Genomic DNA, 23,120 nt, shown 5'->3' with positions numbered 1-23,120 from the left:
ATCTCGTCCATGCATTGACAATCATCATCGGGGTTTTCCAAACTCGCCGGGATGCCGCCGCGCGGGAGGAGCACCCATGGCCACGATTCCCTGGCTCGCCGACGTCCTCCGGGCCGCCGGCGTACGCGTCGTCGAGCACGGTGACTGGCGCAACCGGATGGTGTCCGGCTCCTTCAACCCGATCGGCGTCCTGTGGCACCACACCGCCGCCCGGTCCAGTGCCAGCAACCCGCACCCGGCACTGAACACCTGCATCTACGGTCGCCCCGACCTCCAGGGTCCGCTCTGCCACGCGGTGGTCGACTACCACGGTGTCTTCCACGTCATCTCCGCGGGTCGCGCCAACCACGCGGGCGCCAGCCGCGGCAGCGGGCCGATCCCGGCCGGCGACGGCAACACCATGCTCGTCGGCTGGGAGATCGACTACGACGGGGTCGACCAGCACATGACCGCCGCGCAGTACGACGCCTCGCTGACCGCGACCGCGGCCGTCCTGCGGCAGCTCGGCCGGGACGCCAGCCACGTGCGGGGGCACCGGGAGACCAGCACGTCCGGCAAGATCGACCCGTCCTTCATCGACCTGGACCTGATGCGCGCCGACGTGGCGGCCCGGTTGTCCGGCGGTGGGGGAGTCGCGGGCCGGGCGTTCCTGTTCGGCGACAGCCAGCGCGTCGTGGCGGTGGGCACCGCGGGCGCGCTGGTCAACCTGTCCTGGGCGCCGGGCCGGAGCGTGGTACGCGCCGACTGGGGCGGCGGGCCGCTGGTCGGGCGGGCGGTGGGGTACGCCCACGCCAACCAGCAGCACGTGTTCGCCCGGGGTGCGGACAACACGCTGCGGCACTGGTGGTACGGGCCGGGCATGACCACGCCCGGCCTGGACAACTGGAACACCGCCGGTCGGGTGTCGTCGAACCCGACCGGCTTCGCCTACGGCAGCCAGCAGCACGTCTTCTACCGCAACCCGGACGGGCACCTGGAGCACCGCTTCTACGACCTGAACACCGGGCAGATCGCCGGTGGGGTCTGGCCGGGCGGGGCGTTCGTGGGGAACCCGCACGCCTTCGTGCACCGGGACCAGCAGCACATCTTCGGCCGGACGGCGGGCGGCGGCCTGATCCACTGGTTCTGGTGGCCGGGGATCGACCCGGCCACCGACAACTGGGGCGTGACCTCCGGAGTGGCCTCGGACCCGACCGGCTTCTCCTACGCCGGCAACCAGCACCACGTGTTCTTCCGGAACACCGCCGGCAACCTGCAGCACCGGTTCTTCGACGACCCGAGCGGGACGCTGAACGGTGGGGTGTGGCCCGGCGGCGGTTTCACCGGCAACCCGCACGCGTTCGTGCACCGGGACCAGCAGCACATCTTCGGCCGGAACGCGTCCGGCGACCTGCGGCACTGGTACTGGTGGCCGGGCATCGAGCCGGGCGCCGACAACTGGGGCGCGCTCGGCGTGGTCGCCGACGACCCGGTGGGCCTGTCCACGGCGAGCCAGCACCACGTCTTCTACCGCATCGGCAACGGCACCCTGGAGCACCGGTTCTTCGAGGACACCACCGGCCGGCTCACCACCGACAACTGGGGCGGCAGCCTCGCGCCCTGATCCGGGCGGCTCCGGGCCGGTGCTCGCCGTCCGGGCCAGCGGGACCACCCCTTGTCATGGATGATGGGCAAATGTCCGAGCCCACGGCGCCGCCCGCGTCGCCCTGGCACGCCCGGCCGGCGGAGGAGGTCGCCGAGGAGTTCGGCGTGGACCCCGGCACCGGCCTGTCGTCGGCGGAGGCGGCCCGGAGGCTCGAGCGGCACGGCCCGAACCGGCTGGCCGAGGCGGCGCGGGAGCCGCGGTGGCGGGCCTTCCTCCGGCAGTTCGAGGACCTGATGATCCTCATCCTGCTGGTCGCCGCCGTCGTGTCGCTGGTGATCGGCCGGGAGTGGGAGACGCCGGTCGCGATCGCCTTCGTCGTGCTGCTCAACGCCGCCATCGGGTTCGTGCAGGAGTCGCGGGCCGAGGCGGCGCTGGAGTCGCTGCGGCGGATGAGCGTCACCACCGCGACGGTACGGCGGGACGGGGAGATCGTCCGGCTGGACGCCCGGGATCTCGTGCCCGGTGACGTCGTGGTGGTGGAGGCGGGGGACCGGGTCCCCGCCGACGCCCGGCTGCTGTCGTCCACCTCGCTGCAGGCCCAGGAGTCCACGCTCACCGGGGAGGCCCAGCCGGTCGCCAAGTCGGCCCACGCCACCGTCGACGAGCACGCGGCGCTGGGCGACCGCGTCACCGCGCTGTTCATGAACACGGCCGTGACCCGCGGCCGCGGGGAGGCGCTGGTCACGGCGACCGGCATGGCGACCGAGACGGGCCGGATCGCCGGCCTGCTGCACGACGCGCGGCCCGGCCCCACGCCGTTGCAGCGCCAGATCAACGGCCTCAGCCGCACCCTGGCGGTCATCGCCGGCGTGGTGATCGTCCTGGTGTTCGTGCTCGGCCTGGTCCGCGGGCAGGACTTCAGCGACCTGTTCATCAGCGCGGTCTCGCTCGCCGTCGCGGCGGTGCCGGAGGGCCTGCCCGCGGTGGTCGCGTTCACCCTCGCGATGGGCACCGGCCGGCTCGCCCGCCGCGGCGCCATCGTCAAGCGGCTGTCCTCGGTGGAGACGCTCGGCAGCACGTCGCAGATCTGCACGGACAAGACCGGGACGCTGACGCTCAACGAGATGACCGCCCGCGAGCTGCTGCTGGCCGGCCGGCGGTTCACCGTGACCGGTCAGGGCTACCGCGCCGACGGTCGCATCCGCACCACGGACGCCGAGCCGCTGCCCGGGACGGTGGACCTGGCGCTGACCGCGATGGCCCTGTGCAGCGACGCTGTGGTGCACGACGGCGACATGGTCGGCGACCCGACCGAGGGCGCGCTGGTGGTGCTGGCCGAGAAGGGTGACGTCGACGTGGCCGCCCTGCGCCGGCGGCACCCGCGGACGCTGGAGATCCCGTTCGACTCCGACCACAAGTTCATGGCCACGTTCCACCGCTGGACCGGCGACGGCGGCGCCGAGCTGGTGCGCTGTTTCGTCAAGGGCGCCCCGGACGTGCTCTCCGCCCGCGCCGACCGGTACCTCGGCACCGCCGACGTGCTGCCGTTCGACGACGCCGTCCGCGCCCGGTACGAGGAGGGCAACGCGTTCCTCGCCGAGCGGGGCATGCGGGTCATCGCGGTGGCCTACGAGGACTTCCCGGTCATCGGGTTCGACCCCGGCGACGACCCGAAGGACCTGCTCGACCGGCTCGTGCTCGTCGCGCTGGTCGGCATCGTCGACCCGCCCCGGCCGCAGGCCCGGGAGGCGGTCGCGCAGTGCCGGGCGGCAGGCATCCGGGTGCGGATGCTCACCGGCGACCACGCCGTCACCGCCGCCGCCATCGCCCGCGAGCTCGGCATCCCCGGCCGGGCGGTGACCGGCGCCGACCTCGACACCGTCGCCGACGACGCCGAACTGGCCCGGCGTCTCGACGACGTCGGGGTGGTCGCCCGCGTGTCACCCACCCACAAGATCCGGATCGTCCGCGCGTTGCAGGGGCGCGGCGAGGTGGTCGCCATGACCGGCGACGGCGTCAATGACGCGCCCGCCCTGCGCAACGCCGACATCGGGGTCGCGATGGGCATCGCCGGGACGGAGGTGAGCAAGGAGGCCGCGACCATGGTGCTCACCGACGACAACTTCGCCACCATCGTCTCCGCCGTCCGCGAGGGGCGCGGCGTCTACGCCAACATCGTCAACTTCACCCGCTTCCAGGTCTCGACCGCGCTGGGCTTCGTCCTCACCTTCCTCATCACGGCGCTGACCGGCATCGCCGGCGGCGCGCCGTTCACCGCGTTGCAGATCCTCTTCGTCAACCTGGTGATGGACGGTCCGCCCGCGATGTCGCTCGGCGTCGAGCCGGTCAGCCCGGACGCGATGCGCCAGCCGCCGCGCCCGCCGGGGCAGCGGATCCTGAGCCGGCCCCGACTGATCCGGATCCTGCTGGCCAGCGCGGTGATGGCCACCGGAACCCTGGCCGTCCTGGTGTGGGCGCCGGGGCCGGCCCCACGGGTCGGGGAGGCCACCACCGCCGGCACGATGGCGTTCGTGACGTTCGTGTTGTTCCAGGCGTTCAACCTGCTCAACGTGCGGCACGACCTGCGCAGCGTGGTCAGCCGGCAGACGCTGGAGAACCGCTGGGCGTTCGTCGCCACCGGCGCCGTGGTCGTAGTGCTGGCGCTGGTGGTGCACGTGGACGCCCTGCACCGCGTCTTCGCCACCACCGACATCACCCTCGGGCAGTGGCTCGTCTGCGCGGCGGTGGCCTCCACCATCCTGCTCGCGGGCGAGCTGGTGAAGGCCGTGCTGCGCCACCGTGCGCGGCGGGCGGCCACCGCCTGACCGTCGGGGCCGCCCGGCGGCCGGTGCCGGCGGCATCGCCCGTGCCGACCGTCAGGCGGTGGTCACGGCGGCGGTCACCTCCACCTCGATCACCGCGCCGTCCAGGAAGAGCCGGTTCACCTCGACCGTCGTGCTGGCGGGCTTGGCGCCCGGGAAGTACCGGTTGCGGACCGCCGCGTACCCGGCGAGGTCGTCCAGGTCGGTCATGAACGTCCGGACGTGCAGGACGTCGGCGAAGTCGGCGCCGTGCGCGGCGAGCAGGCCGCCGATCAGCTCGAAGATCCGCTCGGACTGCGCCCGGACGTCGCCGGGCGCCACCACGGTGCCGTCGTCGTCGACGCCGACCTGGCCGGAGAGCACGAGCAGGGCGCCGGTCGGCAGGTCGAGCCGGGCGACGTGGGCGAAGCGGTCGCCGAACGGGGCGGGGACGGTCGCCGGGTTGTCCAGGGTCACGCTCACAGGTGCTCCTCGGGTCGGTTGACGAGGGTGGCGAGGTCGTCGTGCGGGTGTGGCGCGGCGGCCAGCACCGAGGCGGCGGCCCGCAGGACGGGCGCCGGGGCGTCGCCCAGCGCGTCCAGGGCGAGCCGGGCGTCCTTGGCGGCCAGGGCCACGGCGAACGCGGCGCCGGCGGTGGTCGCCCGGGCGACCGCGCCGCCGAGCGGTCCGGCGGTGAGCGCCTCGATCGCGGTACGCCGGTCCACGCCGGCCGCCGCCGCGACGGCCAGCGCGTCGGCGACGGCCGTGACGCCGGTGACCAGGGCGGTGTTGAGGACCAGCTTCAGCGCGGCGCCGGCGCCGGGGCCGCCGCAGCGGCGGACCGAGCCGAGCCGGTCCAGCACCGGGGCGACCCGGTCGACGGCCGCCGGCTCCCCGCCGGCCAGCACGACGAGCCGGCCGGCCTCGGCCGCGCCGGCGCTGCCGGCGACCGGCGCGTCCACCAGTGGCACGGTCGCCGGCAGCAGACCGGCCAGGTCCCGGACGGCCCGGTGGCCGATGGTGGACATCTCGACCACGTGGGTGCCGGGGCGCAGGCCGTCGGCCACCGCCGCGAACACCTCGCGGACCGCCGCGGCGTCGGTGAGGACGGTGATCACCACGTCGGCGTCCCGGACGGCCTCGACCGGGCCGGCGGCCGCCCGTGCGCCGGCCGCCACGAGCGGGTCGGCCCGGGCCCGGGTGCGGTTCCAGGCCGTGAGCCGCTGTCCGGTGCTCAGCAACCGGCGGCCGATCGCGGTGCCCATCGTGCCGGTGCCCAGGAGTGCGATGGCGTCCATGGCCAGGAACGCTAGAGGCCGGACGGGCATGCGACCAACGAATGTTGCGCATGACTGCCATGCGGACCGCGCATGGCATGATGGCGGCATGCACCCGGCCGCCCTGGAGGTGTTCCGCACCGTCGCCGCGTACGGCTCGATCACCGCCGCCGCGCGGGCCCTGCGCTACACCCAGTCCGCCGTCTCCCGGCAGGTCGCCGCCCTGGAGGCCGAGACCGGCGTGCTCCTGTTCGACCGGCTGCCGCGCGGCGTCGCCCTGACCGAGCAGGGGCGCTGCCTGCTCGGCCACGCCGAGGCGGTGCTGGACCGGCTCGACGCCGCCCGTCGGGATCTCGCCGCCCTCGGCGACCTGACCGCCGGTCGGCTGCGGGTCGGCGCATTCCCGACCGCCGTCGCCGCGCTCGTCCCGCGGGCCCTGGCCGCGTTCCGGTCCGCCCACCCCGGCGTCGCGCTGTCCCTCGTGGAGGGGCTCACCCCCGGGTTGCTGGAGCGCCTCGCTGTCCACGACGCCGATGTCGTGGTGGTGAGCGCGGCTCCCGACCAGCCCCTCGACGGTGACCGGTTCGACCTGCACCACCTGTTGGACGAGGTGCTGCTGGTGGCGGTGCCCCGGACGCACCGGCTCGCCCGGCGCCGCACCGTCCGGCTGCGCGAGCTGGCCGACGACGCGTTCATCGCCGGATCGGCCACCGCCGAGGAGACGCTGCTGCGGGCCGCGCTGCCGGCCGGGTTCCGGCCCCGGGTCGACATCGTGGCCGCCGAGTGGACCGGCAAGCTGGGCTGCGTCGCCGCCGGTCTGGGCGTCGCGCTGGTGCCGGCGCTGGCGGTCCGGGCCACGCCGCCCGACCTCGCCCTGCTGCGCGTGCACCGGGACGACGCGGCGGTCCGGCGGGTCTTCGCCGCGACGCTCGCCGGCCGCACCCGACCGCCGGCGGTGCGGGCGTTCCTGACCCACCTCGACGAGGTGGCGGCCGGGCTGCGGTGAGGCGGGCCCGGCCGGCAATCCGACTACTCCTCGTGGACACGCCGGGCGCACGCAGTCAGCGGGGTAGATGTGCGGTGACGTGGGCGTTCTCCCGTAGCATCCCCGGAGCCGGCGTCCGCCGGCGGCGGACGGGAGGTCACCGATGCGGATCACGCGGACCATCGTGGCGGTGCTGGTCGTGGTGTCGGCCGGCGGCCTCGCCGGGGTCGCCAACGCCGTCGGGTCGTCCCCGTTCACCGTCGTCAACGGCACCATCCAGCCGGCCACCGGCACGCCGGCGCCGCCGTCCGGCACGCACGCCACACTGTGGCGCACGGGGAGCTCGGCCACCACCACGGTGGAGGGCCCCGGCCGGGTGGTCATCGGCGCGATCGGCGACCACTGCGACGGCTGGCCGGTCGTCCGGGTCACGGTGGCCGGCACGGTCGCCGGCGAGGCCACGATCGGCAGCGCCACCGACTACGGCGCGTACGCCGTGGGCCCGACGTTGGGCGACGGGACCCGGACGGTCACCGTCGAGCTGGTCAACGACCGGTACACCGCCGACTGCGACCGTAACGTCCACGTGGCGTACGCCCGGATGGACGCCGGGCCGGGCGCCGCCGACCCGCGGTTCAGCTTCGCGGTCCTGCCGGACACGCAGGAGGAGGTCGTCAACCCGGGCGACGGCCGGTTCCGGCAGCGCACCGACTGGCTGGTCGCCAACCGGTCGGCGCTGGACCTGCGCTTCGTCACGCACGCCGGTGACGTGGTCAAGTGGGACACCCCCGACCACGTGCAGTACGCTCGGGCCCGCGACGCCCTGCGGCCGCTGGAGTCCGCCGGTGTGCCGTACTCACTCACCGTCGGCAACCACGACACCCAGGTCTACGCCCCGGACGGGACGGTGCGCCGCCCCGCCGGGCCGCTGCTGCGCGACACCGGCGTCTTCAACCGGTACTTCACCGCCGGCGCGGTCCAGGGCCGGTTCGAGGCCGGCAAGGTGGACAACGCGTACGCGACGTACCAGGCCGGTGGGGTGCGGTGGCTGGTGCTGGCCCTGGAGCCGTGGCCCCGGGCGGCGGCGGTCGACTGGGCGCGGGAGGTGGTCGCCGGCCATCCCCGGCACAACGTCGTCGTGGTGACGCACCACTACCTGGAGGCGGACGGGACCATCGGGAGCAGCGCCAGCTACGGCTCGACGAGTCCGCGGTACCTGTTCGACAACCTGGTCTCGCGCTACCCGAACGTCCGCCTCGTCTTCTCCGGCCACACCGGCACGGCCGCGTACCGGGTGGACACCGGCGTGCACGGCAACCCGATCCACTCGTTCCTGCAGACCTTCCACTCCCGCCGCACCAACCCGGTGCGGCTGGTCGAGGTGCACACCGCCGCCGACTCGCTGCGGACCTGGATCTACGCGCCGCACACCAGCGAGAACTTCCCGGCGCACGACCGGACGGTCGCCGGGCTCCGCCTCGTCCGCTGACCCCTCAGCGCCGCCGCGCGTCGCGGAGCTGCCGGGTCGCCTCGCGGAAGGCGGGCGCGGCCCGCTCGAAGTAGTCGAAGAGGACGTCGAGCTGCTCCGGGGTGTACGCGGAGAGCACGTCGGCGATGCGTTCGCGGGCGGGAGTCACCACCTCGTCGATCCGGGCGAGCGCCTCCGGGACCAGTTCGACCACGACCTTGCGCCGGTCGGCCGGGTCGGCCGCGCGGCGGGCGTACCCGGCGCGCTCCAGCCGGTCGATCAGCCGGGTCGTGGCACCGGTGGTCAGCCCGATCCGCGTGGCGAGGTCACCGGAGGTCAGCGGGCCCTCCAGCGTGATGAGGCTGAGCGCGTGCCACTCCGACGGGTGCAGGCCCGCCGCCTCGGCCCCGGCCAGCCCGTGCAGGCCGACCGCGTCGAGGTAGCGGCGGAAGCTGGCGTGCCGCTCGTCCCATGACCGCCTTGCCATACCGATGGACCTCTTCCTATTATCTGCACACATGCAGATTCTGCTCATGTGCAGACTACCCCTTGGAGGAATCATGTCCGACGACCGTACCGCCGTCCTCGCCGTGATCGACGCGCTCGTGGCGGCCTGGGGCCGGCAGGACGCCGAGGCGTACGGCCGGCTGTTCACCGCGGACGCCACCTACGTCACCTGGCTGGGCACCCACTACCGGGGCCGGCCGGACATCGTGGCGAGTCACCAGGCGCTGTTCGCCAAGTTCGTCAAGGGCACCCGGCTCGCCGACGAGGTGCTCGACGCCCGGTTCGTCGGGCCGGACGCCGCCGTGGTCACCGGCCGCGGCGAGATCTACAAGGGTGAGCGCCCCAAGCGGCTGACGAAGGTGCAGACGTACGTGCTGGTGCGCGAGGACGACGGCCAGTGGCGGATCGCCGCCTTCCAGAACACCAAGCGCAAGCCGTTGCTGGAGGCCATCTCGTTCCGGTTCGCCCGTGGTCTCGTTCCCACCGGAGTCGGATCCGACCGGTGATTTCGCCGATGCGCGGCCCCCGGTAGTCATCGAAGACTGACGCACGTCGATGCCACTCCGACCCAGCAGGGAGTACCCGACGTGCGAAACTCCACCACCACCCGTCCCCGTTCCTCCATCTCCACCCTGGCCCGGCTCGCCGTGACGGCGGTCCTGGCCGGCGGGGCCGCGCTGGCCGTGCCAGCCGCGGCCCAGGCCGCCGACAACCCGTACGAGCGCGGTCCGGCGCCGACCAGCGCGACCCTGGAGGCCAGCCGCGGCCCGTTCGCCACCTCGTCGTTCAGCGTCTCCTCGCTGCTCGTCTCGGGGTTCGGCGGCGGGGTCGTCTACTACCCGACCAGCACCAGCGAGGGCACCTTCGGGGCCGTCGCCATCTCGCCCGGCTTCACCGCCTCGTGGTCCAGCCTGGACTGGCTCGGCCCGCGGATCGCCTCACACGGCTTCGTGGTCATCGGCATCGAGACCAACACCCGCCTCGACCAGCCGGCCAGCCGCGGCCGGCAACTGCTCGCCGCGCTGGACTGGCTGACCCAGCGCAGCTCGGTGCGCGGTCGCATCGACGCGACCCGGCTCGCGGTGGCCGGGCACTCGATGGGTGGCGGCGGCAGCCTGGAGGCGGCCGTCTCCCGGCCGTCGCTGCAGGCCGCCGTGCCGATCGCGCCGTGGAACACCGACAAGACCTGGGGTGACGTACGCGTCCCGACGCTGATCGTCGGCGGCGAGTCGGACAGCGTGGCCCCGGTCTCGTCGCACGCGGTGCCGTTCTACAACAGCATCCCGGCCGCGTCGGAGAAGGCGTACCTGGAGCTCAACAACGCCAGCCACTTCTTCCCGCAGACCACCAACACGCCGCTGGCGAAGCAGATGGTCTCCTGGCTGAAGCGGTTCGTCGACAACGACACCCGCTACGACCAGTTCCTCTGCCCGGGCCCCAGCGGGGTCGCGATCCAGGAGTACCGCAACACCTGCCCGCACGCCTGAGCGTGACCCGGGGCGGCCGTGCCGTGCGGCCGCCCCGGCGCGGGTGCGTCGCCGGCTCTTCCGTCCCGCCCGGCGGCAGCACTATATTGCAGCGACAGTGCAAATATCTCTGGTGGGAGGTGGCGGTGCCCGAGCACACCCCGGAGCGGCTGCGGGCCCGGGTCGACGCGTTCCTGCGGGCGAACGACCCGGGCGGCGACCGGACGGCGTTCCTGCGGGCCCGCTTCGACGCCGGGCTGGCCTGGGTGCACTTCCCGCCCGGGCTCGGCGGGCTCGGCGCGCCGCGGCACCTGCAAGCGTCGGTGGACGAGGCGTTCGACCGGGCCGGCGCGCCGGACAACCGCCCCCGGCGCAACAGCATCGGTCTCGGCATGGCCGCGCCGACCCTGCTCCGGCACGGCACCGCCGAGCAGCAGCGGCGCTGGTTGCGGCCACTGTGGACCGGCGAGGAGATCTGGTGTCAGCTGTTCAGCGAGCCCGGTGCCGGCTCCGACCTGGCCGGCCTGACCACCCGGGCGGTGCGCGACGGCGACGCCTGGGTGGTCGACGGGCAGAAGGTGTGGACCTCGCTGGCCCACCGGGCGCGCTGGGCGATCCTGCTGGCGCGCACCGACCCGCACGTGCCGAAGCACCGGGGGATCACCTACTTCGCCTGCGACATGACCGCACCGGGCGTCGAGGTGCGCCCGCTGCGCCAGCTCACCGGCGAGGCCGAGTTCAACGAGGTCTTCCTCACCGGAGTCCGGGTGCCGGACGCGCACCGGATCGGCGCCGTCGGGGATGGCTGGCGGGTCGCACGGACCACCCTGATGAACGAGCGGGTCGCCATCGGCGGCCTGCCGCTGCCCCGCGAGGGCGGGATGATCGGCCCGCTGGCCCGGGCCTGGCGCGAGCGGCCCGAGCTGCGTACGCCCGGGCTGCACGACGAGGTGCTGCGGGCGTGGGTCCGGGCCGAGGCCGCCCGGCTGACCGCGCTGCGGCTGCGCCAGCAGGTCGCCGCGGGTGAGCCGGGACCGGAGGGGTCGGCGGTGAAGCTCTCCTTCGCCGAGCTGGCCCAGTGGATCAGCGGCCTGGAGGTGGAGTTCCTCGGCGCGCAGGGCCTGCGGTACGACGACTGGACCCCGCGCCGACCGGTCGAGCCGGACCTGTTGGGGCGTACCGCCACCTACCGCTACCTGCGTGCCCGCGGCAACTCCATCGAGGGCGGCACGTCGGAGATCCTGCGCACCATCGTCGCCGAGCGGGTGCTCGGCCTGCCCCGCGAACCCGGGGTGGACCGGTGATCGACCTGCGCTACAGCGCCGACGAGGAGGCGCTGCGCGACAGCGTACGCGCGCTGCTCGCCGCCCAGGCTCCCGCGCAGCGCGTCCTGGCGCGGCTCGACGGCGACGAACCGTACGACCGCGCCCTGTGGGCCCGGCTGGCCGGCGGGCTCGGGCTCGCCGGGCTGGCGGTGCCCGCGGCGTACGGCGGGGCCGGCGCCGGCTTCCGCGAGGTGGCGGTGGTGCTGGAGGAGCTGGGGCGGGCGGTCGCCCCGGTCCCGTACCTCGGCACGGCGATCGCCACCTGGGCGTTGCTGTCCTGCGACGGGAGCGACCTGCTCGCCCCCGTCGCCGCCGGCGACTGCCCGGTGGCCCTCGCCGTCGGTTTCGCCACCGCGCCCGGCACCCGGCCGCACCCCGTCACGGTGGCCCCCGACGGGACGCTGTCCGGCAGCGTGCCGGGGGTGGCCGACGCGCTGCCGTGCGACGTGCTGCTGGTTCCGGCCGGCGACGGGCTGTACGCCGTCGACGCGGCCGGACCGGGCGTGCGGATGGTGCCGGTGGTGTCGCTCGACGCCACCCGCACGCTGGCCGACGTCGCCCTCACCGGCGCACCCGGCCGGCTCGTGTCCGCCGGCGCGGCGGCGGACGCCGCGGTCGACGGCGCGCTGACCGCGGGCGCGGTTCTGCTCGCCTCCGAGCAGGTCGGCGTCGCGCAGTCCTGCCTGGACATGACGGTCGGATACGTCCGGACGCGGCACCAGTTCGGCCGGCCGGTCGGCTCGTTCCAGGCGGTCAAGCACCGGCTGGCCGACCTGTGGGTGGAGGTCACCGAGGCCCGGGCGGTGGCCCGGTACGCCGCCGACCGGCTCGCCGCCGGGCACCCGGAGACCCGGCTGGCGGCGTCGCTGGCCCAGGCGTACTGCGCTCCGGTCGCGGTGCGCGCCGCCGAGGTCTGCGTGCAGCTGCACGGCGGAATCGGATTCACCTGGGAGCACCCCGCGCACCTGTACCTGAAGCGGGCCAAGAGCGGCGCGATCGCCTTCGGCACCGCGGACCGGCACCGGGCCGTCCTGGCGGGGCTGGTCGACCTGCCGGGCCCGGAGCCGACGGCGGATCGACGGTATTGACGAGCCGGCCGAGAAACGTACACTGCCAGTGTAATTTTCCGCCCCCCGAGGTGAGGGACGAGTGATGACGCAAGGGCTCGCACTGCACCGGATCGGGGTGCGGTTCGGGGGCCTCACCGCCCTCGACGACGTCTCGCTCCGGGTGCCGCCCGGCCGGGTGGTGGGTGTGATCGGCCCCAACGGCGCCGGCAAGACCACCCTGTTCAACGTCGTCTGCGGCTTCGTCACCCCGCACACCGGCACGCTCACCCTCGACGGCGCGCCGCTGCGGCCCCGGCCGCACCGGCTCACCCGGCTCGGCATCGCCCGCACCCTGCAGGGCACCGGGCTGTTCGCCGGGCTCACGGTGCTGGAGAACGTGATGGCCGGCGCCACGCACACCGTCCGGGCCGGCTTCGCCGCCGCCCTGCTCGGCCTGCCGCGCAGCGACCGCGACGAGCGCCGGCTGCGCCGGCACGCCCTCGACGTCCTCGACACGCTCGGCGTCGCCGCGCACGCGCACGCCGCGCCCGCCACCCTGCCCTTCGCCGTACGCCAGCGGGTCGCCCTGGCCCGCGCGCTCGCCGCCCGGCCCCGCCTGCTCCTGCTCGACGAGCCCGCCGGCGGCCTCGGCGGCGAGGACATCGCCGAGCTGGCCGAGCTGATCCGGCAACTGCCCCGGCGCGACCCCGACCCGTGCGCGGTGCTGCTGGTGGAACACCACATGGACCTGGTGATGTCGGTCTGCGACGACATCGTGGTCCTCGACTTCGGCCGGGTCGTCGCCACCGGCACCCCCGAGGCGGTCCGGGACGACCCGGCCGTCGCCGACGCCTACCTCGGCGCGGCGGTCGAGGAGGGGGCAGCCTAATGCGAAAGTCAAGCCGCTATGGCGTGATCGATTCGGTACGGCTGTCGGGTGCGCAGGATGGCGTGCAGGACGTTGATGCGGCGGCGGGCCAGGGCGATGAGTGCCTGGTGGTGCCGTTTGCCCTCGGTTCGTTTGCGGTCGTAGAAGGCGCGGCTGGCCGGGTCGCGTTGCAGGGCGCAGAACGCGGACTGGTAGAAGATGCGTTTGAGCGTCTTGTCGCCGCTGGTGGCTCGGCGCAGGTAGTGCACCTTGCCGGATTGCTGCAGCACGGGTGCCAGACCGGCGGCGGAGGCGAGTTGGTCGCCGGTGGTGAATCGGGTGATGCCGCCTGCCACGGCGAGGAATTCGGCGGTCAGGGTGGCCCCCATCCCGGGCAGGGACTGGACGAGGGCCGCGTCAGGGTGGCGGTCGAGCACCTCGGCGATGCGTTTGTCCAGGTCGGCAAGCTTGTTACGGCACGACAGCGCTTCGGCGGCCAGGTCCCGGATCAGGTCTGCGGCGACCGCTTCGCCGGGCACGATGAGGCGCTGACGTGCGGCGGCGGTCAGGGTCTGCTCCACCAGGGCGTCGATGCTGCCGGCACGCAGGCCGCCGACGTGGCGCAGGTAGTCGCTGATGCGGCGGCGTCCTGCTCGGCGGATCTCGCCGGGGGTGACGTAGCGGGACAGCAGCGCCAGGTCGGCCTTGTTGGTGGCGTCGATGACGCGTTCCAGGCCGGGGTGGATGGAGGCGAGCAGGTCCCGCAGCCGACCGATGCGGCGGGTCTGGTCGGTGACCAGCTCACGGCGACGCCCGGCCAGCAGCCGCAGCTCGGCGTCGGCTTCGCCGGCCGGCTCGACCAGGCGCAGCTCGTCGCAGCGCAGCCGAATCTGGTCAGCGATGACCCTCGCGTCGCGGGGATCGGACTTGTGTTCCCCACCGCGGCCGGCGCGGCGGGCTCGGTTGACCGCCAGCCCGGACACATGCACCAGCCGCAGGCCGGCGTCGGTCAGCATGACCTGCAGCAGACCGGCGATGCCGCCGAGCACGTCGATGGCCACCGTCGCCGGGCCGTGCTCCGCCTCGCAGGCGCGGATGTCGTCGATGAGGGCCTGGATCGCCGGCGGGTCATTGTCCACTCGTCGGCTGGCCAGGACCTTGCCAGACTCGGCGTGCACAAGCGCCACCCAGTGGAACTCCTTAGCCACGTCCACACCCACCGCAACGGCCATGGTTTTCCCTCCTCCTGTCTCGCCGGTGCGCGTGCTCTTCCCGCCGTCAACGCCCTACACAGCGATCGATCGCAGAGCCCAATCAGCAGTCAGGAAGAGCAGACAAGGCAGGCGGCCAAGCCACCTTCGCCATGGTCGGCAGCCAGCATGAAAGCCATACCTGCCTCGCCCGCATCAGCCCGTACGAATACCACCGCCGGGCTCGCTATGGAAGGTAGGGCGGCATGACCGCGCCGGACGGCGGTGCCGACGGCGATCTGCTCGCCGTGCACGGCCTGGTGGCCGGGTACGGTGCGGCGCCCGTGCTGCACGCCGTCGACCTGCGCGTCCCGGCCGGGTCCATCGTGGCCGTCGTCGGCGCCAACGGCGCCGGTAAGACGACCCTGCTGCGCGCCCTGTCCGGCCTGCTGCGCCCCACCGCCGGGCGGATCCTCTTCGACGGCGCGGACCTGCGCGCCACCCCGGTCGAGCAGTTCGTCCGCCGGGGCCTGGCCCACGTCCCCGAGGGGCGCGGCGTGATCGGCGAGCTCACCGTCGACGAGAACCTGCGCCTCGGCGGGCTGTGGCGGCGCGACCGGGCGGACGCCGACCGCGCCCGCGACGAGGTGTACGAACTGTTCGAGCCGCTGGCCCGCCGGCGCCGGCACCTCGGCCACCAGCTCTCCGGCGGCGAGCGGCAGATGCTCGCCCTCGGCCGCGCCCTGGTCGGCCGGCCCCGCCTGCTGCTGCTCGACGAACCGTCGCTCGGCCTGGCCCCCCGGGTGGTGGCCCAGACCATGGCGCTGCTGCGACAGCTGCGCGACCGCAGCGGCCTGACCGTGCTGCTGGTCGAGCAGAACGTGCGCAGCGCGCTGACCGTCGCCGACCGGGGCGTCGTGATGTCCCTCGGCCGGATCGTCACCACCGCCCCCGCGGCCCGGCTGCGCGACGACGCCGATCTGCGCCACGCCTACCTCGGATTCTGACCCCGGTAAGGAGGACCGTTGGACCGCTTCGTCTTCCTCACCCTCGACGGCCTGTCGAGGGGAGCGGTCTACGCCGCGTTCGCGCTCGCCCTGGTGCTCATCTGGCGGGCCGCGCGGATCGTCAACTTCGCGCAGGGGGCGATGGCCGTGGCGGCCGCGTACGCCGCCTACAGCGTCTCGGCCGCCACCGGCTCGTACTGGCTCGGCTTCGCCGCCGCACTCGGTACCGGGCTGCTGCTCGGCGCGGTCGTCGACGTCGCCGTGATGCGCTTCGTGGACCACCGTTCGCCGCTCAACCCGGTGATCGTCGCCCTCGGGCTGGTCCTGCTGATCCAGGCCGTGCTCGGCATGGTGTACGGCAACGAGTTCCGGCCCGCGCAGACGCCGTTCAGCCGCACCGCGTTCATCGTGGGCGGGGTCGCCGCACTGTCTCCGTACGACGTGTTCGTCTTCGCCGCCGTCGGAGCGGTCGGGATCGCGCTCGCCTGGATCTTCACCCGCACGGCGGTCGGCCTGCGGATGCGCGCGGCGGCCTTCGCGCCCGACGTCTCCCGCCTGCTCGGGGTGAACGTCGGCGGAATGCTCACCCTGGGCTGGGCGCTCGCCTCCGGGGTCGGCGCCCTCGCCGCCATGCTGGTCATCCCGACCGAGCTGGGCCTGCACCCGCACGCCATGGACCTGGTGTTCGTCTCGGCGTTCACCGCCGCCGTCGTGGGCGGCCTGGACAGCCCACCCGGCGCCATCGTCGGCGGCCTCGGCGTCGGGCTGCTGCTGTCCTACGTCAGCGGTTTCGCCGGCAGCGACCTGGTGCCCCTCGCGGTGCTGGTGCTGCTGCTGGCGGTGCTGCTGATCCGTCCGGGTGGCCTGTTCGCCCCGGTCACGGCGAGGCGGGTGTGAGCGCCACCCGGGTGGCGGCCCCGGCCGCGCGTCGGGCCGGCGTACCGGGCGGGCCGGCCGACCGGTGGCGGGTCCCGACCCTGGTGCGCCACCTCGGCATCGCGGCCGCCGCCGCCCTGGCGCTGCTGGCGGTGAGCTACGGCCTGGAGCCGTTCCGGAACTTCCAGCTCGCCACCGTCGCCGCCTACCTCTGCGCGACCGCGGGGCTGACCGTCCTCACCGGCCTCAACGGGCAACTCTCGCTCGGGCACGGCGCGCTGATGGCGGTCGGCGCGTACACCGTCGCCCTCGCCCAGGACGCCTTCGCCGACCGGGGCGTCACCGCGGGCGGGACGCTGGTCGTCTCGCTGGTCGCGGCCGTGCTGGTCACTGTCGCGGTCGGCGCCGTCGTCGGCGTGGCCGCCGCCCGGCTGCGCGGCCCCTACCTGGCCGGCGTCACCCTCGCCGTCGCGGTCGTGGCGCCCGCGCTGACCGTCACCTTCGACGGGGTCTTCAACGGCGAGCAGGGGCTGGCCGTCCCGGTCGCCCCGCCGCCGGCGGCGCTCGGCACGTACTTCCCCTACGAGCGGTGGCAGCTCTGGGTGGCCGGTGCGGCGACCCTGCTCTGCCTGGTGCTGCTCGGCAACCTGGTCCGCAGCCGGTACGGCCGCACCTTCCGGGCGGTCCGCGACGACGAGGTCGCCGCCCGGCTCGCCGGGATCCACGTCGCCCGTACGCAGGTCCTCGCCTTCGTGGTCAGCGCGGCCGGCGCCGGCCTCGGCGGCGCCCTGCTCGCCGTGCTCGCCCAGAGCGTCTCGCCCGGCGCGTTCTCCCTGACCCTGTCGCTGTTCCTGCTGATGGCGGTCGTCATCGGCGGGCTCGGCCGGCTCGCCGGCGCCCTGTGGGGCGCCGTCCTGCTGGTCGCCCTGCCCGACCTGACGCACACCCTGACCGACCTGCTGACCCTGTCCCCGGCCGCGGCCCAGCGGCTGGAGGGCAACCTGCCGCTGGCGATCTTCGGGGGCACGCTGATCGTCGTCATGATCGCCGCGCCCGGCGGCGTGCAGGGCCTGCTCTCGCGTGCCGCCGCGACCCGGCGGGCCCGCCGGCGGGCCCGCCGGCCGTGAAACCGTCCCGGCCGCCGGCCGGGCGCCAACCAACCCACCCCCACAGAACCGGACCGAGGAAAGGTCGGTGCACCATGCGACGCATCGCACGACGCGGTCTCGCGATCGCCACCTCCATCACCCTGCTCATCACCGCCACGGCGTGCGGCTCGGACGGCGGCGGCCCCGGCCGCGGACCGGTACCGGGCGTCACCGACACCGAGATCGTCGTCGGCACCCACATGCCGCTCACCGGCCCCGCGTCGGCCGGGTACTCGAAGATCGCGCCGGCCACCAAGGCGTACTTCGACTACGTCAACGCCAACGGCGGCGTGCACGGCCGGAAGATCACCTACAAGGTGCTGGACGACGGGTACAACCCGGCGAACACCCAGCAGGTCGTCCGCCAGCTCGTCCTGCAGGACAAGGTCTTCGCCATCCTCAACGGGCTCGGCACGCCCACCCACAGCGGCGTGCTCGACTTCCTGCACAGCAACCGGGTGCCCGACCTGTTCGTCGCCTCCGGCAGCCGCAGCTGGGACCAGCCCGACCGCTACCCGAACACGTTCGGCTTCAACCCCGACTACACGGTCGAGGGCAAGATCCTGGCCCACCACGTGAAGAGCACGCTGCCCGGGAAGAAGGTCTGCTTCCTCGGCCAGAACGACGACTTCGGCGAGGACAGCCTCGCCGGTGTGGAGAAGGTGCTCGGCGCGGAGGCGATCGTCGCGCGGGGGACGTACGTCACCAGCAACACCAACGTGGCGCCCCAGATAGGGAAGTTCAAGGCGGCCGGCTGCGAGGTCGTCGTCCTCGCCACCGTCCCCGGCTTCACCGCCCTGTCCATCGGCACCGCCGCCCGGCTGGGCTTCCGGCCGCAGTGGGTGGTGTCCAACGTGGGCTCCGACCACGCGACCCTGGCCAAGCAGCTCGGTGAGGCGGCCGGCCTGCTGGAGGGGATGGTCGGCATCAACTACCTGCCGATGCAGAACGACGCCACCAACCCGTGGATCCAGCTCTTCACCAAGGTGAACCAGGAGCACAACGCGAACGCGCCGTTCGACGGCAACACCGTGTACGGCATGGCGGTGGGCTACCTCTTCGTCCAGGCGCTGCTCGCCGCCGGCGAGGATCTCACCCGCGAGTCGCTCGTCGCCGCCGTCGCCAAGGGCGGTTTCCAGGGCCCGGGGCTGGCGCCGCTGCGCTTCTCCGCCACCGACCACTCCGGCTACGGCGGGGGACGCCTCACCCGGGTGAGCGGGGGAGTGCAGGCCTACTTCGGCCCCGCGTACGAGACCGACGAGGGTGACGGGGCGATCAACGAGTACACCGCGCCGCCGGTGGCGCCGCCGGCCAACGGGGTGCCGACCACCTGACCGGACGGATCGCCGGGCGGGGCGTACCCGCCCGGCGTCCGGTCGGGGGCGCTGGCCAACTGGCGCGACGGACCACCGACCGGCCCCGTGCGGGCGGATGGTGACACCGACGCGGGCCCTAAACTCAGGTGGCGGACACCAGCCGCGGATGAAGGAGGCGGGCGGGGATGGGCAGGGCCGAGGCCCCGGGCCGGGTCGACGGGCGTACGGCCCGGGCCGAGCGCACCCGGGCGGCGATCGTCGAGGCACACCTCGCCCTGATCTCCGAGGGGGACCTGCGTCCGACCGGTGAGCGCATCGCCGAGCGCGCCGGCATCTCGCTGCGCACCCTCTGGACCAACTTCAAGGACATGGAGACGCTCTTCGAGGCCAGCGGCGAGGAGGTGCTCCGCCAGCAGGACGCCGCGTGGCGGCCGATCTCACCGGAGCTGCCGCTGGCCAAGCGGGTCGACGCGTTCTGCCGGCAGCGGGCCAAGCTGCTCCAGCTGATCGCGCCGTCGGCGCGGGCCGCCCAGATGCGCGAGCCGCTGTCGGCGCAGCTGCACCGCAACCGGCTCAAGCACATCGAGCGGGTACGCGACGAGGTCGAGGTGCTGTTCGCCGCCGAGCTGGAGCGGGTCGGCGCCGGTCGGGAGCAGTTGGTGCACGCCCTGCTCGCCGCCAGCATGTGGTCGGCCTGGTCGATGCTGCGCGACGGCCTGGGCCTCGGTGTGGACCAGGCCCGTGCCGTGATGTCCCGCACGGTCGGCGCCCTGCTCGCGGACGTCGCCGGGCGCTGAGCGTCCGTGGCACCGCCCTCTTTCCAACCGGTTACACATAGGTGAAACTGGATGCATGGTTAATGCATCAAGAGTGCAAATAACCGTGCTGCGGGGCCGGGACGACGAGTGCCGGGCGATCCGGGCCCTGCTCGACGGACCGGCCGGGGGAGCCCTGCTGCTGCATGGCGAGCCCGGCTCGGGGCGCAGCGCACTGCTCGCGTACGCGCACGGCCACGCCGCCGACCGCACCGTCCTCGCCGCCGGCGGCCTGCCCGACGAGGCGTCGCTGCCCTACGCGGGCCTGCAGCGCCTCCTCGGGCCGGTCCTGCACCGGGCCGGCGCGCTGCCCGATCGGCAGCGCCGCGTGCTGCGGCGGGCCCTGGCCGGCGAGGGCTGCCCCGAGGACGACCGGCTCGCGCTGTCGATGGCGGTGCTCGGTCTGCTCGCCGTGGCCGCGCGGGAGCGTCCGCTGCTGTGCACGGTGGACGACGTCGACGCCGGCGACCGTCCGACCGCGCGGGTCCTCGCCTTCGTGGCCCGGCGACTGCGCGACCTGCCGGTCACCGTCCTGCTCAGCGCCACCGGCGACACCGACGCGGCCGACCTGCCCGCGCGGCGGCTGCGCCCGCTCGACGGCCCCGACAGCCACCGCCTGCTCGCCGACCGGCGGCCCGGACCGCCGCCACCCCCACCGGTGCTCGCGGCGCTGACCACGATCGCCGCGGGCAACCCGCAGGCCCTGGTCGACCTCGCCGACACGCTGACCCCCGGCCAGTGGCACGGGCAGGAGACCCTGCCCGGCACGCCACCGGCGGACGGTGCGCTGGCCCGCGCGTACCGTGCGCTGCTGGACCGGCTGCCGGCCGACACCCGGACGGTGCTGCTGCTGGCCGCCCTCGCCGGCGACACCGACCGCGCGATCCTGAACCGCGCCGCCCGGGCCGCCGGCAGCGGGATCGAGGCGCTCGCCCCGGCCGAGGCCGGCGGCCTGGTCCGCGTCGACCCGTCCGGCGACGTCACCTTCCCGCGACCGCTCGCGCGCGGCATGGTCGAGGTGACCGCGTCCGTCGCCGACCGGCGCGCCGCGCACCTGCTGCTCGCCGACGCGCTCGACGCCACCGGCCACCGGTTGCCCCGGGCCCTGCACCTGGCCGCCGCCGCCGACGGCCCGGACCCGGTGCTCGCCGCCGAACTCGCAGCGGCCGCGCTCACCGGCGCGGACAGCCCGGGCACCGCCGCTTCGGCGCTGGCCCGCGCCGCCGACCTCAGCGGGGACGCCACCCGCGCCGCCGACCGGCGCGTCACCGCCGCGCGCTACGCCTGGCTGGCCGGGCGACCCGACCAGGCCCGCGAGCTGCTGTACGCGCTACCCGCCGCACCGGCCGACCCGAGCGTCGCCGGCCGGGCCGACCTGCTGCGCGGTGAGATGCACCTGCGTTGCGACTCGCCGTCGACCGCGCTGAGCACCCTGCTGGCCGCCGCCGACACGCTCGCCGGCACGGACCGCACCGCGGCGCTGACCGGGCTGCTGCGGGCCGGCGAGGCCATCTGCTTCTCCGGCGACCAGTACCGGTACGCCGACGTGGCGCGCCGGGTGGCCGCACTGCGCCGCGACGACGAGCCACCGGAGGCCACCCTGATGGCCACCCTCGTCGCCGGGGTGGCCGCGACCCTGCGCGGCGAGCACGAACAGGGCGGGCCGCTGCTGCGCCGCGCCGTCGTCCTCGGTGGCCGGCTCACCGGACCCGCGCGGACGCCCACCGCGTTGACCGGCGCGGCGGTGGCCGGCCTGCTGGTCGCCGTGGACACCGCGGCGCACCGGCTCGCCGACCGCGCCGTGGACCTGGCCCGCACCACCGGCGAGCTGTCCCGGCTGCCCCGGGCACTGGAACTGCGGGCGATGGCCGAGTACTGGCTGGGCCGGCTCGACGCGGCGGCGGACAGCTGCCGGGAGGGGCTGCGGCTGGCGAGGGCCGGCGGCCAGCACACCTGCGCCGGCGTACACCTGGGTCTGCTGGCCGTGCTCGCCGCCGTGCGGGCCGATCGTGAGACCAGCCTGCGGCACGTCGCGGGGATCGGCGACAGCGCCGCGCCGGGCAGCCGGCCGTACGCCCTCGCCCAGTGGGCGCTGGGGGTGCTCGACCTGGTCGACGGTCGGCACGCCGACGTGGCCGACCGGCTCGCCGCGCTGGCCCGCCCCGGTACCGGTCGCGGCCAGGTCCTCGTCCAGGTGATGGCCACGCCCCACCTGGTGGAGGCCGCCGCCCACCTCGGTCACCACGCGCGCGCCCGCGCCGCCCTCGCCGTCTTCGACCGCTGGGCCAGCAGCACGGCCAGCCCGTCCCGCCGGGCGCTGTCCGCCCGCTGCCACGCGCTGCTGGCCCCGCGCGGCAGCGCCGAGGCCGAGGAGCACTTCCGTACCGCGCTGCGGCTGCACCCCGCCGACGCCGCCACCTTCGAACGGGCCCGCACCGAACTGCTCTTCGGCCGCGAGCTGCGTCGCTGCCGGCGACCCCGCGACGCCCGCGCCCACCTGCACCGCGCCCGCCAGACGTTCACGCTGCTCGGAGCGGACGCGTGGGCGGAACAGGCGACCGCCGAGCTGCGCGCGGCGGGGGAGTCGGTCGGCACGCCGGCCCGCGCGGCGGCGAAGCTGCTCACCGGCCAGCAGCTGCGGATCGCCCACCTGGTCGCCGCCGGCGCCACCAACCGGGAGGTGGCGACCCAGCTGTTCCTGTCCACCCGGACCGTCGACCACCACCTGCGCAACATCTTCCACCGGCTCGGCGTCCGCTCGCGCACCGAACTGGCCCGCGTACTCGGCTGACTGTGGAGCGACTACCGCGCTGGTGCGGGTTGTGTCAGGAGGCGGCCGGTGGACAGGAGTTGGTGTGGTACCCGTCAGCCCTGATACTGGCCGGATGGCGGAGTTGACCCGGTGGACGATCCACGGCGAGCGGGTCGTGGATGACACGCGGCGGGCGCGGTTGAGCGTCGCGTCGGTGGAGCTGCCAGACGGCGTCCGGTTCGAGCAGTACGTGATCCGTGCGCCCCGCTCGGCGATGGTCGCCGTTCTCGATGATCGGCAGCGTTTGCTCCTGATGCGACGGCACCGCTTCGTCTTCGACCGCTGGGTCTGGGAGCTGCCCGGTGGCTACGTCGACGATCGGGAAGAGCCGGCGGAATGCGCCGCCCGGGAGGTCGAGGAGGAGACCGGTTGGCGCCCGGGCGATGTCGAGCCGTTGTTGACCTTCCAGCCGTGGGTCGGCACAGCCGATGCGGAGAATCTGCTGTTTCTGTCGCGGAGCGCGAAGCGCATCGGGGCGCCGACGGACGTCAACGAGGCGGAGCAGGTCGCCTGGATTCCGCTGCACGAGGCCCGTGAGCTGGTGGACGGCGGTGAGATCGTCGGCGCCGGCACGGTGATCGCGGTGCTGGAGCTGGTCGCCCGGGAGGCGCGCGGCGAGTTGTAG

General features: G+C 74.5%; 20 protein-coding genes. 16 read left to right on the top strand and 4 right to left on the bottom strand.

Translation table 11 applies throughout. The features are described 5' to 3' along the window. Positions 1-76 precede the first annotated feature (76 nt). A complete protein-coding gene (locus EV376_RS30985; protein ID WP_486482737.1) occupies positions 77-1,603 on the top strand; it encodes a peptidoglycan recognition protein family protein in 1,527 nt (508 codons plus the stop codon). 71 nt (positions 1,604-1,674) lie between these two features. Then, positions 1,675-4,410 carry a cation-translocating P-type ATPase gene (locus tag EV376_RS21235; RefSeq protein ID WP_130325863.1) on the top strand — a complete coding sequence of 912 codons (2,736 nt, stop codon included), beginning with the start codon at positions 1,675-1,677 and terminating at the stop codon, positions 4,408-4,410. A 51-nt stretch (positions 4,411-4,461) separates the two neighbouring features. Here the strand turns inward: EV376_RS21235 and EV376_RS21230 are convergent, their stop codons facing one another. Both EV376_RS21230 and EV376_RS21225 read right to left on the bottom strand, forming a co-directional pair. Then, positions 4,462-4,869: a RidA family protein gene (locus tag EV376_RS21230; protein WP_130325861.1), complete on the bottom strand. Its 408-nt coding sequence runs from the start codon at positions 4,867-4,869 to the stop codon at positions 4,462-4,464. Then, entirely contained in the window at positions 4,866-5,684 is an 819-nt protein-coding gene (locus EV376_RS21225) for an NAD(P)-binding domain-containing protein (protein WP_165438046.1), read from the bottom strand. Before EV376_RS21225 ends, EV376_RS21230 begins: the two co-directional genes overlap by 4 nt. 88 nt (positions 5,685-5,772) lie before the next feature. Here EV376_RS21225 and EV376_RS21220 point away from each other — a divergent pair, with 88 nt between their 5' ends. Next, positions 5,773-6,669, top strand: coding sequence for a LysR substrate-binding domain-containing protein (locus tag EV376_RS21220; protein WP_130325857.1), 897 nt, complete (start codon positions 5,773-5,775; stop codon positions 6,667-6,669). A 142-nt stretch (positions 6,670-6,811) separates the two neighbouring features. Continuing rightward, positions 6,812-8,137, top strand: a complete 1,326-nt coding sequence (locus EV376_RS21215; protein WP_130325855.1) for a metallophosphoesterase — start codon at positions 6,812-6,814, stop codon at positions 8,135-8,137. 4 nt (positions 8,138-8,141) lie between these two features. On the opposite strand, the gene EV376_RS21210 is transcribed toward EV376_RS21215, so the two are convergent. Further along, entirely contained in the window at positions 8,142-8,603 is a 462-nt protein-coding gene (locus EV376_RS21210; RefSeq protein ID WP_130325853.1) for a MarR family transcriptional regulator, read from the bottom strand. A gap of 73 nt (positions 8,604-8,676) precedes the next feature. Between EV376_RS21210 and EV376_RS21205 the strand changes: the two genes are divergently transcribed. From EV376_RS21205 to EV376_RS21185, 5 genes are all read left to right on the top strand, one after another. Next, positions 8,677-9,129: an SgcJ/EcaC family oxidoreductase gene (locus tag EV376_RS21205; protein ID WP_130325851.1), complete on the top strand. Its 453-nt coding sequence runs from the start codon at positions 8,677-8,679 to the stop codon at positions 9,127-9,129. An 81-nt stretch (positions 9,130-9,210) separates the two neighbouring features. Continuing rightward, the gene (locus EV376_RS21200) at positions 9,211-10,110 is read left to right on the top strand and encodes a poly(ethylene terephthalate) hydrolase family protein (protein WP_130325849.1); all 900 of its coding nucleotides are present in this window, start codon (positions 9,211-9,213) and stop codon (positions 10,108-10,110) included. Positions 10,111-10,235: 125 nt separating this feature from the next. Then, positions 10,236-11,393, top strand: coding sequence for an acyl-CoA dehydrogenase family protein (locus tag EV376_RS21195; protein WP_130325847.1), 1,158 nt, complete (start codon positions 10,236-10,238; stop codon positions 11,391-11,393). Next, positions 11,390-12,502 (top strand): acyl-CoA dehydrogenase family protein, encoded by a 1,113-nt coding sequence (locus EV376_RS21190; RefSeq protein ID WP_130325845.1) that lies wholly within the window; start codon positions 11,390-11,392, stop codon positions 12,500-12,502. Before EV376_RS21195 ends, EV376_RS21190 begins: the two co-directional genes overlap by 4 nt. Before the next feature lie 64 nt (positions 12,503-12,566). Then, positions 12,567-13,352, top strand: a complete 786-nt coding sequence (locus tag EV376_RS21185) for an ATP-binding cassette domain-containing protein (protein WP_130325843.1) — start codon at positions 12,567-12,569, stop codon at positions 13,350-13,352. An 8-nt stretch (positions 13,353-13,360) separates the two neighbouring features. On the opposite strand, the gene EV376_RS21180 is transcribed toward EV376_RS21185, so the two are convergent. Further along, entirely contained in the window at positions 13,361-14,563 is a 1,203-nt protein-coding gene (locus EV376_RS21180; RefSeq protein ID WP_130325841.1) for an IS110 family RNA-guided transposase, read from the bottom strand. Between the two features lie 224 nt (positions 14,564-14,787). Here EV376_RS21180 and EV376_RS21175 point away from each other — a divergent pair, with 224 nt between their 5' ends. From EV376_RS21175 to EV376_RS21145, 7 genes are all read left to right on the top strand, one after another. Continuing rightward, entirely contained in the window at positions 14,788-15,528 is a 741-nt protein-coding gene (locus EV376_RS21175) for an ABC transporter ATP-binding protein (protein WP_130325839.1), read from the top strand. A gap of 18 nt (positions 15,529-15,546) precedes the next feature. Beyond that, positions 15,547-16,425: a branched-chain amino acid ABC transporter permease gene (locus EV376_RS21170; protein ID WP_130325837.1), complete on the top strand. Its 879-nt coding sequence runs from the start codon at positions 15,547-15,549 to the stop codon at positions 16,423-16,425. Next, positions 16,422-17,531, top strand: coding sequence for a branched-chain amino acid ABC transporter permease (locus EV376_RS21165; protein ID WP_130325835.1), 1,110 nt, complete (start codon positions 16,422-16,424; stop codon positions 17,529-17,531). The genes EV376_RS21170 and EV376_RS21165 overlap by 4 nt, the downstream gene beginning before the upstream one ends. A gap of 74 nt (positions 17,532-17,605) precedes the next feature. Continuing rightward, positions 17,606-18,886 carry an ABC transporter substrate-binding protein gene (locus tag EV376_RS21160; RefSeq protein WP_130325833.1) on the top strand — a complete coding sequence of 427 codons (1,281 nt, stop codon included), beginning with the start codon at positions 17,606-17,608 and terminating at the stop codon, positions 18,884-18,886. A gap of 167 nt (positions 18,887-19,053) precedes the next feature. Further along, positions 19,054-19,665: a TetR/AcrR family transcriptional regulator gene (locus tag EV376_RS21155; protein ID WP_130325831.1), complete on the top strand. Its 612-nt coding sequence runs from the start codon at positions 19,054-19,056 to the stop codon at positions 19,663-19,665. Positions 19,666-19,738: 73 nt separating this feature from the next. Then, positions 19,739-22,474 carry a helix-turn-helix transcriptional regulator gene (locus EV376_RS21150; RefSeq protein ID WP_486482736.1) on the top strand — a complete coding sequence of 912 codons (2,736 nt, stop codon included), beginning with the start codon at positions 19,739-19,741 and terminating at the stop codon, positions 22,472-22,474. A 94-nt stretch (positions 22,475-22,568) separates the two neighbouring features. Then, positions 22,569-23,120, top strand: coding sequence for an NUDIX hydrolase (locus EV376_RS21145; RefSeq protein ID WP_130325827.1), 552 nt, complete (start codon positions 22,569-22,571; stop codon positions 23,118-23,120).

The organism is Micromonospora sp. CNZ295 (genome assembly GCF_004217535.1).
The sequence above is the reverse complement of the archived record's forward strand: the minus strand, read 5'-3'. Positions and strand labels throughout refer to the sequence as shown.